Source organism: Geomonas anaerohicana (assembly GCF_016458305.1).
In the GTDB taxonomy this organism is placed as follows: Bacteria; Desulfobacterota; Desulfuromonadia; order Geobacterales; family Geobacteraceae; genus Geomonas; species Geomonas anaerohicana.
The window spans coordinates 1-14,604 of record NZ_JAEMHL010000008.1 but is presented as its reverse complement, the minus strand read 5'-3'; the positions used below and the strand labels follow the sequence as shown (position 1 = coordinate 14,604).

Annotated in this window: 8 protein-coding genes; 6 read left to right on the top strand and 2 right to left on the bottom strand. The window is 54.8% G+C overall.

What is annotated here, in order from left to right; all coding sequences use genetic code 11:
• Positions 1-70 precede the first annotated feature (70 nt).
• Together JFN91_RS14775 and JFN91_RS14770 are read left to right on the top strand one after the other, a co-directional pair.
• A complete protein-coding gene (locus tag JFN91_RS14775; protein ID WP_199389962.1) occupies positions 71-8,155 on the top strand; it encodes an RHS repeat-associated core domain-containing protein in 8,085 nt (2,694 codons plus the stop codon).
• 20 nt (positions 8,156-8,175) lie between these two features.
• Entirely contained in the window at positions 8,176-8,556 is a 381-nt protein-coding gene (locus JFN91_RS14770; protein WP_199389961.1) for a hypothetical protein, read from the top strand.
• A 114-nt stretch (positions 8,557-8,670) separates the two neighbouring features.
• Here the strand turns inward: JFN91_RS14770 and JFN91_RS14765 are convergent, their stop codons facing one another.
• On the bottom strand, positions 8,671-9,642 hold the full coding sequence (locus JFN91_RS14765) for a transposase (RefSeq protein ID WP_199389960.1): 972 nt from the start codon (positions 9,640-9,642) through the stop codon (positions 8,671-8,673).
• Between JFN91_RS14765 and JFN91_RS14760 the strand changes: the two genes are divergently transcribed.
• Entirely contained in the window at positions 9,636-10,298 is a 663-nt protein-coding gene (locus JFN91_RS14760; protein WP_199389959.1) for a WG repeat-containing protein, read from the top strand. The two genes, JFN91_RS14765 and JFN91_RS14760, sit on opposite strands and share 7 nt — an antisense overlap.
• A 136-nt stretch (positions 10,299-10,434) precedes the next feature.
• Here the strand turns inward: JFN91_RS14760 and JFN91_RS14755 are convergent, their stop codons facing one another.
• Positions 10,435-11,406 carry a transposase gene (locus tag JFN91_RS14755; RefSeq protein ID WP_199389958.1) on the bottom strand — a complete coding sequence of 324 codons (972 nt, stop codon included), beginning with the start codon at positions 11,404-11,406 and terminating at the stop codon, positions 10,435-10,437.
• Here JFN91_RS14755 and JFN91_RS14750 point away from each other — a divergent pair.
• The 3 genes from JFN91_RS14750 (at position 11,400) to JFN91_RS14740 (ending at position 14,545) form a co-directional block, all read left to right on the top strand.
• The gene (locus JFN91_RS14750; RefSeq protein ID WP_199389957.1) at positions 11,400-13,004 is read left to right on the top strand and encodes an RHS repeat domain-containing protein; all 1,605 of its coding nucleotides are present in this window, start codon (positions 11,400-11,402) and stop codon (positions 13,002-13,004) included. The two genes, JFN91_RS14755 and JFN91_RS14750, sit on opposite strands and share 7 nt — an antisense overlap.
• A gap of 29 nt (positions 13,005-13,033) precedes the next feature.
• Positions 13,034-13,831, top strand: coding sequence for a hypothetical protein (locus tag JFN91_RS14745; protein ID WP_199389956.1), 798 nt, complete (start codon positions 13,034-13,036; stop codon positions 13,829-13,831).
• A gap of 192 nt (positions 13,832-14,023) precedes the next feature.
• Complete coding sequence (locus JFN91_RS14740) at positions 14,024-14,545, top strand: hypothetical protein (RefSeq protein WP_199389955.1); 522 nt, start codon at positions 14,024-14,026, stop codon at positions 14,543-14,545.
• Positions 14,546-14,604: the final 59 nt, after the last annotated feature.

Genomic DNA, 14,604 nt, shown 5'->3' with positions numbered 1-14,604 from the left:
GGATGATGCGAAAGGGGGCGCCCAACAGCAAGCGGCGCGGGCTGAAGACTCCCTGGAGCGACTTTCCCGTTTGACTGCAGAACTGGCAGACGTGGTCGCCGATGCCAAAATGGACGCTGCGACTAAGAAGCGCAGAGCCGTTGATGCCGGGATCGAAGTGTCAAGGCTCGACAGGGAGATTCGGAAACAGCTGGTGCAGACAACCCAGCGGCTCGTGGACGCTGACCTCCCCGCGGAGATTCGGGAACGCCATCGCGCCTTCGTGAAGCATTACGAGGAGAACGTTGCCCAACTGAAGGAGAACATCGGACGGGTGGAGAAAGCCGGGGGCGGGGGGGAGGCCGACGCCGGGTTGGAGAGGCTTTCGCGTCACCTGCAAGGTGCCAAGGCCCAGCTGCAGCACCGCAAAAGCGGGGCGGAGCGGTCCCTCAAAGGACAGCCGGAGGCTTCCAAGCGCGAACCGAGATTGAAGAAAGAGGACTTCGAGCGCGACCTCAAGAGGGACAAGCATTCCTGGCTCGACCAGAGGCGGATCGTGGTGGCATCCACCGGTTCCCTTGCCGGCCTGATAGGGTCTGACGATCTGGCCGAAAACCTCGAGGTCCAGCTCACGCCGGAAATCAGGGCGAAGGCGCAGGAGCTGGAGCACAATCCGGTCAAGATCTACAACTGGGTCCGGAACAACATCGAGTACGTGCCTACCTGGGGCTCCATTCAGGGGGCGCACCTCACCCTGGTCACCGGCAAGGGCAACGCCTTCGACACCTCTTCGTTGCTCATCGCCCTGCTGCGCGCTTCCGGCATCCACGCCCGTTACGTCCTGGGGACCATCGAGGTCCCTGTCGACAAAGCGGTCGCCTGGGTCGGCGCTTCGACCGACGCCCTCGCCACGGTGGAGCTCCTTGGTTCAGCCGGGACGCCGGTGAAGCCGGTCTACTCCGGCGGTGCCATCCAGAAGGTCCAGCTCGAGCATGTTTGGGTCGAGGCGTGGCTTGACTACCTCCCCTCGCGCGGGGCGCGTCACCAGGCCGGGCACGAGGATACCTGGATTCCTCTCGATGCCAGCTTCAAACTGCATAACGCCGTAGCAGGGGCGGACTTCAGCGCTGCCGCTTTCGATGCGCAGGATTTTGTTGCCAAGCTGACCGGATCGGCCACCATCAACGAGGCGGAGGGGTACGCGACCGGCGTGCAATGCTCATCGGTCAAGCAACTGCAGGAGCCGTTTCGCAACTCCCTGCAAAGCTTTCTGACCACGGAGCGCCCCGGCGCGACGGTAAGCCAGGTTGTCGGCTCCACGGAGATCTTGGGGCAGGAGTACCCGTACCTGCTCGGCACCCTCCCGTACCGTACCGTCGTCAGAGGTAGTGAATTCAGCGAAATCCCGGAAAGCCTCAGGCACAGCGTCACCTTCAAACTGGTCAACAACGACACTCTTTCCCCCAATTACTCCGAGACGACCCTCTCCTTGACCACCAGCCTTCCCAAGCTGGCGGGAAAACGGGTCACCTTGAGCTACAGCCCGGCAACGGCTGCCGATGAGGCGGTGCTCGCGGCCTATGGTCCCCGTCCCCATGCCGACGGGACGCCGATCACCCTGAGCGAATACCCTTCCTCGCTTCCCGCCTACCTCATGCAGGTCAAGGCTGAACTGCGCGTAGATGGTGTCGTGGTCGCTTCCGGGGTAGGGGCAAACCTTGGGGGATACGAACAGCTCAGCATCCAGATCAGCGATCCCAACATTACTGCCGGCGGCCAGGAGTTCCTGCTCAAGGCGGGCGAGTATCTCGGCATCGCCTTCGGTCTGGGGCCGGTTTCGGTGCAGCATCTCGAGCTGACCAAGACAGCGTTGGAGGAGACCGCCGCACGTCTTGGCTCCGGGAAGGTTTCCGGTCTCACCAAGGACGATGTTATCGGCAGCTTCCTTTATGCCTCGGCGCAGGCGAGCCTTGCCGAGATCGATTCGCTGAACGGCGTCAGGGCCAGGGTGATGGGGGTCGCCGAGGTGCGGCGTCCTTCGTCCTCCGTGGTTTCCCTCATGTTTTCCACCAACTACTTCTTCGGCATTCCGACCGGCCTGACCGTCGCCGGGCCCTCAAACGCGGAGTTGGGATACCAGGTCGCCGTCGCCGCCAAGGACGGCAACCGCGACAAGGTGAAGAAGTACCTCATAGTCTCCGGGCTGGATGCCTCCGCGGCCGCATCCGGCCTGCAGAAGTATCTGCTCTCCTCACCGCAGGGCGCGGTGACCTCCTTGTCCGCGGTGGAAGCCATGACGACGGCAAGCGAGCAGTCGCTTCCGCTCTACCGGGTCACCCCCTCCAACAGCTCGACGGCGGTGGGCAAGCTCCTACTCTGGGACGAGGTGAAGCAGTCGGTAGCCAATGACGCCGGGGCCGGTCTCACCCTGGTCGTGCCGCAACGCAACGTCAGTATCGGCAACTGGTCCGGTGTGGGGTACGAGTCCATCTCGTCGTGGTCGGGGAACAACTATTCCAACCTCGTCGGCCCGCCGACCCTGGTGCAGGGACTCACCTGGCCCGGCAAGAGTATCCACTTCGCCTTGCTGCCGGGCAACGTGGAACCGCCTGTGGCTCTGTCGCAGGCCATCATCACCACTTCGTTCGTCGACGGTGTCGGGGGCGTATCCGCCGGATTGAGCGGTCTCCCTGCCACCCCTGCTGGCGACCTTCTTGACCTTCTGACCACCAGTCTCCTCTACGACAGGCTCGGGGACCGGCTCGGATGCTATGTCGACCTCGCTTCGCCCAGCGTTCCCACCGGCGCCTGCATGGCCACCTACCTGAGCTTTCTCTGCGATGCGGCCGGCACTCCCATCATCGCCGACAAAAACGGCAGGCCGGTCGCCGATGCGGGCGTTGACCAGGTTGTGGGGACAGGCGATCTCGTGACGCTGGATGGAAGCCGCTCCGCCGACCCGAATAACGATCCCCTGGTCTTCCAGTGGCGTCTTGTTTCCGTTCCACAGGGAAGCAGCGCCGTTATCGCCGACGGGACGACTGCGGTGGCTTCCTTCACGGCGGACGTAGCGGGCGCCTACGTCGCCGAGTTGACGGTAAGCGACGGCAAGAAAACGAGCTTGGCCGACAGCGTCACCGTGACTGCGTATCCCGCCATCGTGACCATCCCGACGGTCACCGGGATGCCCACCGAGGATGCCAGGACGGCGGTGAAGAGGGCTGGGCTTTCTGTTGGAGCCGTAAGCGCGGCGATCGACCTCACTGTCGAGGCAGGCAAGGTGGCGGCCCAGAGCCCTGCAGGTGGGACGAGTGCCGGACGCGGCAGCGCCGTCGATATGGTGATTTCCACAGGGGCGCAGGCCGATACCGAGGCGCCTGCAGTCAAAGTGACCTTCGACCGCTCGCCGGCACTCTACGCCGCCGGCTCCCCCGTTGGCGTTTCCGTGGACGCGACCGACCTGGTCGGGATCTCCTCCGTAGCGATGAGCGTCGATGGTACTTCGGTCGCAGTCACCGCCCCGGTCACCAAGATCGACACCGCCGGGTTTGCACCCGGGAGCATTCACACTGTTGAAGTGACGGCGAAGGACATCTCCCTCAATGTGGGGACTGCCAGCGCCACCTTCGCCATTCTTGACCCCACCGACAAGGCCGCACCCGTCATCGCGATAGGCTCCCCTGTGGCCGGGGCGGCGATAACTGCCCCTGCCGACATTGTCGGCACCGTTACCGACAACAACCTCGTTGAATACACGCTCGCCTACGCGCCGGCAGGCAAGTCGCCTTACACCGTGTTCGCCAAGGGATCCAGACCCGTTGTCAACGGCGTGCTGGGGCGGCTCGACCCGACCCAGATGAAAAACGGCCTCTACGACGTGGTGCTGACCGCGTGGGATGCCAATGGCAACACCAGCACCTATTCGACCACCTACCGCGTCACCGGCGACCTCAAGGTCGGCAACTTCACGGTTTCCTTCACCGACGTAAATATCCCGCTGGCCGGGATCCCGGTTACGGTGACCCGCAGCTACGACAGCCGCGACAAGAAGAGCGGCGACTTCGGGTTCGGGTGGAACATCGACATACAGAACGTGAAGACCGAGGAGAACCAGAACCCCGGTCTCGGTTGGAGCCAGATCTCCAGCGGCGGCGACTTCCCGACCTACTGCGTCGGGGGCGAGGGGGAGCGCTACGTCGCCGTGACCCTTCCGGATGGTAGGGTGGAAGAGTTCGACATGACCGTCACCCCGAAATGCCAGGCGCTGGTGCCCATCCAGTATCCGACCATAAGCTACACGCCCCGTCCCGGCACCACCTCCACTATCAAGGCGAGAAACGTCGGTCAGGTCTACTACAGTTCCAGCGGGGTTCTGTTCGACCTCGATTCCCTGGAGCCCTACAACCCGTCCCAGTACACCCTGACCACCGCCGACGGAGCGGTCTATGAACTGGACCAGAACGTCGGGGTGAGGAGCGTCAAGGACACCAATAGCAACACGCTTACCTACGGCAGCAACGGCATCACCCATTCCTCGGGCAAGAGTGTCTCGTTTGCCCGCGACTTGAAAGGGCGCATCACCCACATCACCGACCCCAGCGGGAAGCCGATCCTCTTCAGCTACGACGCCGACGGGAACCTCGCCTCGGTCACCGACCAGGCGGGCAACGTCACCCGTTACACCTACAACGCCTCCCATGGGCTGATCGACATCATCGATCCGTTGGGGAGAAGGGCGGTCAGAAACGAGTACGACAACTCCGGCAGACTCACCGCCCATATCGACGCCGAAGGGAAGCGGATCGAGTACACCCACGACATCGCCGGCAGGCAGGAAGTCGTAAAGGACAGAAACGGCAACGTCACCGTCTTCATCTACGACGAGCAGGGGCGGGTGCTGAAGAAGACCGATCCCCTCGGCAAGTCCGTCAGCTACAGCTACGACAGTGTCGGCAACAAGCTGAGCGAAACCGATCCGCTCGGGAACAAGACCACCTGGACCTACGACGCGAAGAGGAACGTGCTGTCGGAGACGAAGGTGATTGATGGACAGGCGCTGAAGACCACTCACACCTACAACAGTCTCGGCAAGCTGCTCACAACCACCGACCCGCTCGGCCATGTCACCACCAACAGCTACGATGCCAACGGCAATCTGCTCACCACGACCGATGCCTTGGGCAACGTCACGAAGAACAGCTATGACGCCAAAGGGAACGTGCTGTCGACGACGGATGCTCTGAACCACACCACGAGCTACGAATACGACAGCTATGGGAACATGACCAGGCAGACCACCGCGTCCGGTGCCGTCACGACCTACGTCTATGACAGCAGGGGGAACAAACTCACCGAGACCGATCCGCGGGGCAACGTCAGGACCAATACCTATGACGCCAACGGCAGGCTTCTTGCCACAACCAGTGCTCCGGGAATCACCACGAAATACGAGTACGACAAGGCAGGGAACAAGGTTGCCGAGACCAGTCCTCTTGGCCTGGTCACTTCCTACGTCTACGACTCGGCAAACAGGCTGATTGAGACCAAGCACGCGGATGGCACCTCAACCAAGGCCGGTTACGACGCCGAAGGCAACCGCGTCACCAGCACCGACCAACTCGGCCGGGTCACCACCAGCGTCTACAACGCCAACAAGCAGTTGGTCAAGACCATCTATCCCGATGAGACCACGAAGCTTTACGGCTACGATGCAGCCGGGCGTCAGACCAGCGTCACCGATGCTTTGGGCAACGTCACCACCAAGGAGTACGACATCCTCGGCAGGATGGTGAAGACCATAGATCCGGAGGGGCATGCCACCAGCTTCGAGTACGACGGCAATGGCAATCAGGTGAAGCAGATCGACGCCAACGGCCATGCCACCAGTTTCGTGTACGATGCCCTCAATCGGTTGACCGCAACCATCCTTCCCGGCGGTCAAAAGACCACGGTCGCTTACGACGAACTGGGGAGAAAGGCATCCGAGACGGATGCGGCTGGGATTACCACTCAATTCAGCTACGATGCCAGCGGGAACTTGGCGAGTGTCACCGATGCCATGGCCGGCATCACCCGCTATGAGTACGACCTGAACAACAACAGGACCGCCATTGTCGACGCCAGAGGCAACCGCACCACCTTTACCTTCGATGCTCAGAACCGTATGGCGTCGAAGACGATGCCCAATGGCGGCGTCGAGAGCTACGGCTATGATGCGGCCGGGAATCGGATCGCCAAGACCGATGCCAAAGGACAGAAGATAGAGTACGCCTACGATTCTAAGGGAAGGCTGCTGACCCGACTGTACCCGGACGGCTCCACCGTCAAGTTCAGCTACACGAACACCGGTAAGCGCGCTACCGCAATCGACAAGCGCGGCACCACCAGCTACACCTACGACACCAAGCGCGACCGCCTGCTCCAGGTGACCAACCCTGACGGCAAGGGGATCGGCTACACCTACAACGCCAACGCTAACATCGGCAGCATTTCCAGCTTTGCTGGAACCATCTCCTACATCTACACCAGCGGCGGAAGGCTGAGGGAAGTCCGCGACCCTCAGGGCAACGTAACGACCTACACCTACGATGCCGCCGGCAACCGTACCGGCCTTGCCTATCCGAACGGCACCAGCGTTGCGTACACCTACGACATAAACAACCGTCTGACGAACCTCTCCCACAAGAACCCCGCGGGGCAGTTCTTCGCCTCCTACAGCTACACGCTGGGTGCGGCCGGCAATCGCACCAAGATCGACGAGTTGAGCGGCATCAGCAGGCAATACACCTACGACAACCTGTACCGTCTCACGAGAGAGCAGGTTGTCGATCCCGCCAACACTCAGACCTACAGCAACGACTTCAGCTACGACGCCGTAGGCAACAGGCAGAACAAAACCTATGCCGCATACGAGCAGCCTGCCGTCTCGACCGACTATACCTACAACAACGCCGACCAACTCCTGACCGAGAACGGGATCACCTACACCTACGATCTAAACGGCAACCTTGCGAGCAAGACCGACGCGAGCGGGACTACGACCTACAGCTACAACTATGATGATCGGATGGTGAATGTGGTTTCGTTGTCCGGCGCAGTTGCTTATCACTACGATGTCGATGGAAACAGAGTAGGGATAACTACTGCAGCAGGCGACACATGGCACTTGGTCGATACGAACCGATCGTTATCGCAGGTTATCGCAGAGTATAAGGCTGACAGCAGCGCCACCGCCAGCTACACCTATGCCGACAACCTCATCAGCATGAGTCGCGGCGGTCAGACTTTTTACTATCATTTCGACGGCCTTGGCTCGATACGACAACTGACCAATGCAACTGCTACAAATACGGACAAATACGAATACGATGCTTTTGGAGCATCTATTGTCAGCACCGGAACAACAAGTAATGATTTCCTTTTTAATGGTCAACAGTATGACCCAAGTCTTGGGTTCTATCATTTACGTGCAAGATATTATCAGCCATCTTCCGGGAGGTTTACGGCTCTTGATCCTTTTGTCGGTGACCCCTATGTACCTGTCTCACTCCATAAATACGCGTATTCGGGCGGAGACCCAGTTAACAAAATCGACCCAACGGGGCTGATGCTTGAAGATATTTTAGAGGCCAACTTGATCCGGTTGACAATTGTAACAATTGCCACCTTATCAGTAAGAGAACTTCTGATCCAAACACAAGCCACTACAACGTCATCAAATCTGGAATCAACAATAACAACAGCTATTCCAAGTATAGAAGAAACGAACACAGATCTAGAAGGAAGTGATGCAATAAGCTCAACTTTTGATGCACTAAGACAACTTGACGCGGTTAATTTGGTCAAAAGAGAACTAAATAAAAAAAAGGATCCGACAAAGTGGCAGGTTGCGGTTATGATGCCTACTGGGAAAACGTCAACCAAAGAGAGGTTTTTCCCAAACATTTCTCCAACAGGCCCAGGATTGGTGGCAGGTTTTGGTGGTACACATGGAAGAGTAATTGGTGTGAGGCTGGTAAATAGGTACAATCAGAACGATAAGCCGTGGGTGTTTAGGGTTGATTATCATGCGCTAGATATGTACGCAGCACAAGGGTACAAATACACAATTCACTATCACAAGGTACCGAATATGGCCCAACATTTTGTAGTATGGCCTGAATCCAACAATTTTTAAAAAGTAGCAGGAGATAAACTATGAGTGCAGTTGTGACATTCGAAATAATGCCAAGTAATAATGATTCAGCTGAAATTCAGTTAGCAATAACAGAAATTTGGCATCAAGCAGGTATATATAAGTCAGTTGAAGTCATTCCGAGCTCAAACCCCAATTCATATTATATTGTGCTTAGTTTCTTTTTAGGAAAAAACGAAGAAAGAGAATCAATAAGAAAAATTATTACATATTTAATAAGCAAGAGCTGTGAGGGGAAGGTTTTTTACTTCAGAGACGGCTTTGGGGACTATCCGGATTTCAATGAAACCATAACAATCGACGAGTTGCTGTCAGCAAAATATGAGCCTAGCTTATCCACTGAAGAGCACTGGCGATACCAAGTTGTTTCAGGGCAAAGGTGACGGGGCAGGGGGCGAGGGGACGTAGTTGAGTTCGTTGAGTTTATTCAGCCAATAACATGCAGGATAGGCATTTTGTAGGCGCGAGGGGGACGTAGTTGAGTTCGTTGAGTTTATTCAGCCAATAACATGCAGGATAGGCATTTTGTTGTAGAGGACTTCACCTCTTTTTGCTGCCAAGACGATTCCTGAAGGTGAGAGACCAAGGGTCTTTGATAACTTGACGCCGCTATAGCCCAGTTTTCTGGTGGCTATATAGCACAAGACGGCACGTGCGTTAGCGAGTTCCTTGCGCTTGCTTCCATGCCGCAACGCCTCGGTCTCAAGGTCAAATGCAGCTGCAACTTGATCGGCTAGTTCATCCAATGGCAGGGTGGCTTCAACAGGAGTGAGATCCTGTGTCTCCCTCCAGAGCTGCTCAACGAACTGACCGCTGCCGAGTACCCTTTCGTCATATGCCTCAAAGTCCCGAGAGGCGGATAATTTGAGATGACGCTTGAGGCCACCACCGACGAGCTCGTCTCTTTTGCCCAAGGCTATCCCATCGGCAACAAACTGACGATACCTCGTCACTGCGTCGGCGCTGTTGTTGGCGAAAAGCTGCAGCACCTCATCGACATTCTGCCCGGGAAACTTCTTCCTTCCAATTATGACGGCATGACCGCTCCACTTATAGGAGTCAAGTTTGTCCATGGATGGGGCGAGTCCTGCTCGCAAAGGATTGAGGTGAATATAGCGAACGAGCTCCAACAGGTAGGCGTCTTCGTCGCAGACGATTGATTTGTAACGGTTCTGGAAAAGGTGGCCGCTGCGGTGATGGCGAAGGTTGAAAGAGACAGCGTAGCCAGTCAGCAGGCGCCGCATCAACTGAGACAGCTTCCCTTGAGTGGGGCGGAGCAGGAGGTGGAAGTGGTTTGACATGAGTGCCCAGGCGAGGCATTGGGTCTTGGTCTTGAGCAGCATCGGGGAGAGCCGGTCGAGAAAGGCTCTCCTGTCCTTGTCATCGTAGAAGATGTCTCTTTTCTCGATGCCGCGGACGATTACATGCTGAAGCAGACCTTCGATATCTATACGGGCGGATCTTGGCATGTCTTAAGCGTAACCCATTAAGGCGGGAACTCAACGAACTCAACAACGTCCCCCTCGGTCCCTACATCGATCTTGCTGGGAACATAATAATTGAAAGCGTTGGCTCGAAAGGAATGTCGGCTTTTTCGCATGGCTTAATTGCAGCAGGTGACGAATCAACAGGCATGTATGGTTACCGCGATATCACCGGTGCTTGGGCCATCGCTCCAAAATACACAGCATCAGGGGAATTCTCAGAGGGACTTGCAGCAGTTGATCTCACAGTTGGTAAGGCTGAATTGACCGGATTTATTGACACGTCTGGTAAGGAGGTACTCCCATTCAAGTACTTAACGACACTGTCTGCATTTCAATGTGGACTTGCCGTCGCGTGCGAAAAAAGGAAGCGGGATCATTTCTTTGGCGCTATAGACAGGAGCGGCGACTGGGTCATCGAGCCTACACTTCGCTTCCTTGGAAGCTTCTTCGAAGGCCTGGGTAGGTTCGCTAAAACCGGTGACAAAATCGGTTTTATGGACACGGAAGGCAATGTGGTAATCAAAGAAAGATTTTTGACTGTATTGAGGGAATTCACACACGGAGTCGCGTGGGTTCGGGATGAGCAGGGAGATCTTTACATTAACAAAGCTGGTGAGTGTATTTGGAGAAAAAAATAGAGGGGGACAGGTAGAAAGCGCCGGTTAAAGCCGGCAATGAGTTGGTGGTGAAAATCCACCTTTGGTAACGGCTAGCGACCGACCAAATCTCTGAGTAATATGGCGAGGGGGACGTAGTTGAGTTCGTTGAGTTTATTCAGCCAATAACATGCAGGATAGGCATTTTGTTGTAGAGGGCTTCACCTCTTTTTGCTGCCAAGACGATTCCTGAAGGGGAGAGACCAAGGGTCTTTGATAACTTGACGCCGCTATAGCCCAGTTTTCTGGTGGCAATATAGCACAAGACGGCACGTGCGTTAGCGAGTTCCTTGCGCTTGCTTCCATGTCGCAACGCCTCGGTCTCAAGGCCAAATGCAGCTGCAACTTGATCGGCTAGTTCATCCAATGGCAGGTTGGCTTCAACAGGAGTGAGATCCTGTGTCTCCCTCCAGAGTTGCTCAACGAACTGACCGCTGCCGAGTACCCTTTCGTCATAGGCCTCAAAGTCCCGAGAGGCGGATAATTTGAGATGACGCTTGAGGCCACCACCGACGAGCTCGTCTCTTTTGCCCAAGGCTATCCCATCGGCAACAAACTGACGATACCTCGTCACTGCGTCGGCGCTGTTTTTGGCGAAAAGCTGCAGCACCTCATCGACATTCTGCCCGGGAAACTTCTTCCTTCCAATTATGACGGCATGACCGCTCCACTTATAGGAGTCAAGTTTGTCCATGGATGGGGCGAGTCCTGCTCGCAAAGGATTGAGGTGAATATAGCGAACGAGCTCCAACAGATAGGCGTCTTCGTCGCAGACGACTGATTTGTAACGGTTCTGGAAAAGGTGGCCGCTGCGGTGATGGCGAAGGTTGAAAGAGACAGCGTAGCCAGTCAGCAGGCGCCGCATCAACTGAGACAGCTTCCCTTGAGTGGGGCGGAGCAGGAGGTGGAAGTGGTTTGACATGAGTGCCCAGGCGAGGCATTGGGTCTTGGTCTTGAGCAGCATCGGGGAGAGCCGGTCGAGAAAGGCTCTCCTGTCCTTGTCATCGTAGAAGATGTCTCTTTTCTCGATGCCGCGGACGATTACATGCTGAAGCAGACCTTCGATATCTATACGGGCGGATCTTGGCATGTCTTAAGCGTAACCCATTAAGGCGGGAACTCAACGAACTCAACAACGTCCCCCTCGGTCCCGGGTATGACGAGAACAACCGCCTTTCCGTGCTCACCCACAGAGGCAACGTTGGGCAGGTGATTGCCTCCTATGCCTACACCCTCGGCCCCATCGGCAACCGGACCAGGATCGATGAAGCCACCGGCATCAGCAGACGTTACACGTATGACGATCTTTATCGCCTGACCAAGGAAGATGTCGTCGACCCCAGCATCGTCCAGACCTACACCAACGACTTCACCTATGACGCTGTCGGCAACCGGCAGAACAAAACCCACGCCGACTCCAGCCAGCCGGTGGGCAGCAACGACTACACCTACAACGATACCGATCAACTGCTGAGCGAAAACGGCATCACCTACAGCTACGACCTGAACGGGAACCTGGAGCACAAAACCGATGTCAGCGGCACCACCACCTACGGCTACGACTACGACAACCGCCTGGTAACGGTGACAACGCCGACACAGAGCCTCAGCTACGCCTACGATGCCGACGGCAACCGGATCGAGAGCACCGGCCCGGAAGGGACGATCAGATACCTGGTTGATGCCAACCGGAGCCTGTCGCAGGTATTGGCGGAGTATAAACTCGGTGGAACCGTCATTGCCTCCTACACCTATGCGGACGATCTCATCAGCATGACGCGGGGAGAACAGACATCCTGGTATCACTTCGATGGGTTGGGCTCAACAAGGCAGTTAACGAACGAAGCAGGAGAAGCCACCGATGCCTTCGACTACGATGCCTTCGGTAATCTCATTTCCAGAACCGGCACGACGGAAAATTCATTCCTCTTTACCGGGCAGAGATACGACGCCAATACTGGATTCTATCATCTGCGGGCGAGGTATTATCAGCCTCGTGTTGGAATATTTACAAGTGTGGATATGTATGCAGGCGATCTTTACTCACCAGTTACTCTCCATAAATATGGTTATGTGCTGAACAATCCAATTAATTATGTGGATTTGACAGGCTGGGTCCCACAATTGATCAGAGGTATTCTTGCACATAGGCATATCTCAGCCATGTTCTTTAAAGATCGTCCATATGCATCAACTAGTAATTATTATTTGTCAGCTGTTACTGGTATCGCTAGTGCTGGATATGTTGATTTGGTAGATACTAAAGAAAAAGAATATTATGAAATTAAACCCTACACTCAAACTGAAGCCGGGGTTGCTCAATTGGCAAAATACGGATTTCTATTTGGTCTTCATTCAATCTTTGATATGAAGCTCGGAACTTCCTGGCCTACAGAGGAAAGAACTGAACCGTTTATGGGAGATAGTAAAGCAACAATTACTTATTGGCTAAGTCAATCCGAGAGTGGCTTGATATCATATCAGATCAATGGAGATGATGATTTTGACTATAATTGGCACATGTTGAGGCAAACTGCTACTTCAACTACAACAAGTGTTATAGCCGCTGCAACAGTAAGTTCATTAGTTAGAATTTTTGTACCCAAAATAGCCGGGATTACTGCCGCTAATATGTCACTGTTGCAATCAGAGATAGGTTTGGCAGCTGTTATTTCTAATGGTCTGTAAGCAAAGTGTCATTGCAAGTGGAGGCATGTATGAAAACAAACTATTGGGAAATGTTCGAAAGTAACTTCGTACAATTGATTGCTGGGCTAGAAAAAAGAAGGACTTTAGATGTTGAGTACCAGGAGAAGAAGAAAGCCTGCTTCAGCACTGCAGCATCCCTCTATTCCGTTATTCCAGCGGTAGTTCTTTGCGGGATGGCCGACAAGGCGAAGGAATTTGCATCTATAGGATTGCGTTACGTCCAAATAGCAAAAGAAACTGGTGACAGACGCGACATCTCTAAATTGTTAGAACCTGACCATGCTGCCTATTCCCTTTCGTATATGGAGTATTATTTCACTTGGTTCCTCACAGGTGTGGAAAATGTAGATTTGCTTCTCTATTCATTGGATAAGATACAAAAAGTAGCAAGCATGTATAAGCGCAAACGTAAATACAGAGAGTATAAAGATACTTTAGCTCAGGTTATTATAATTGCAGTTAAATCCAAGCAGCTAGCCGTTGCTATGGATACAATACCCATACTCTACCCAAAGAATGACGATGGGAATATCATCACCATCGCTTTTTCTGAAGCAAGATTATTATCATTCATAGTCAATTCACTTTGTACAAACGTTAAAGACTTCGATTTAATTCATAAAGTATTTATGAGCTTCTTTGATGAACTTGGGCAGGGCAACATGGATTTAATAAGGGGTTATTTGACAATTAATGATATTGCGGAGATTTCTTTTATATATCACAAATATTTCTCTAAAGAAACAGAGGCTAATGGGCTGAAACCAGAAGATGTCATCAGAAGTGTTCGATTTGGCATTAACTGAAAGGCATATGGGAACAGGTTTAAGAGTATTAGATTCCAGGTCGAGTACGCTAAGGCGTAAGCGTCCCCGTCAGTTGGACATTTTATAAGCAGAACTGATTCGAAATCTAACATGCGTCTACTTTGTGAAGAGTTGAAATCTCTGAGCACCGAGAGTTCTCAATGTTTGACATGATCTACCTATGGAGGGCGTGTGGCACGTCGTAACTTTTTTTCCTTCTGTGCAGGTATCTGCGTTTTTCTTCTGGTTTCAGTGGCCCACGCCCAGTTGCCGCAGGTTGCGAGCGGGGTGTCCTACCTCGCTTCGTCTCAAAGCGTTGACGGAACGTGGAGCAACGGCTCTTCGATGGTCGATGCTACGGCGGCTACCGTTACTGCTCTCGATACCCTGAAACTGCTGAACGAGTCGGCCGGGACGCCGTACGCGAACGGCCTTTCCTGGCTTCAGGGACAGGCGCCGCCGTCGGTGGCTTATACCGCTGAAAGAATCAGAGCCCTCGGCCTCGGCACCGGCAGTCTCGACTCACTGCTCGCTGCCCTTGATCAGTTGAAAGGGGCATGGGGAGGGGGCGCGGGGTATGAAACCGATATCCTCGACACGGCCATCGTTCTGCAAACGCTGAGATCGACCAGTTACGCCGATGCGACGATTACCGGCAATGCGCTCGCTTATCTCACCGCGAACCAGAACCCCGACGGGAAGCTCCCCCGCTAATGTAGACACCTCAACCAAACGGAGGTGTCGGAAATGGCAAAGATGGTGGGACCAAGAAA

Excerpts from the sequence above, each read along its gene's own strand:
- JFN91_RS14770 (WP_199389961.1), top strand. The coding sequence starts at position 8,176 with ATGAGTGCAGTTGTGACATTCGAAATAATGCCAAGTAATAATGATTCA.
- JFN91_RS14765 (WP_199389960.1), bottom strand. The coding sequence starts at position 9,642 with ATGCCAAGATCCGCCCGTATAGATATCGAAGGTCTGCTTCAGCATGTA.
- JFN91_RS14755 (WP_199389958.1), bottom strand. The coding sequence starts at position 11,406 with ATGCCAAGATCCGCCCGTATAGATATCGAAGGTCTGCTTCAGCATGTA.
- JFN91_RS14745 (WP_199389956.1), top strand. The coding sequence starts at position 13,034 with ATGAAAACAAACTATTGGGAAATGTTCGAAAGTAACTTCGTACAATTG.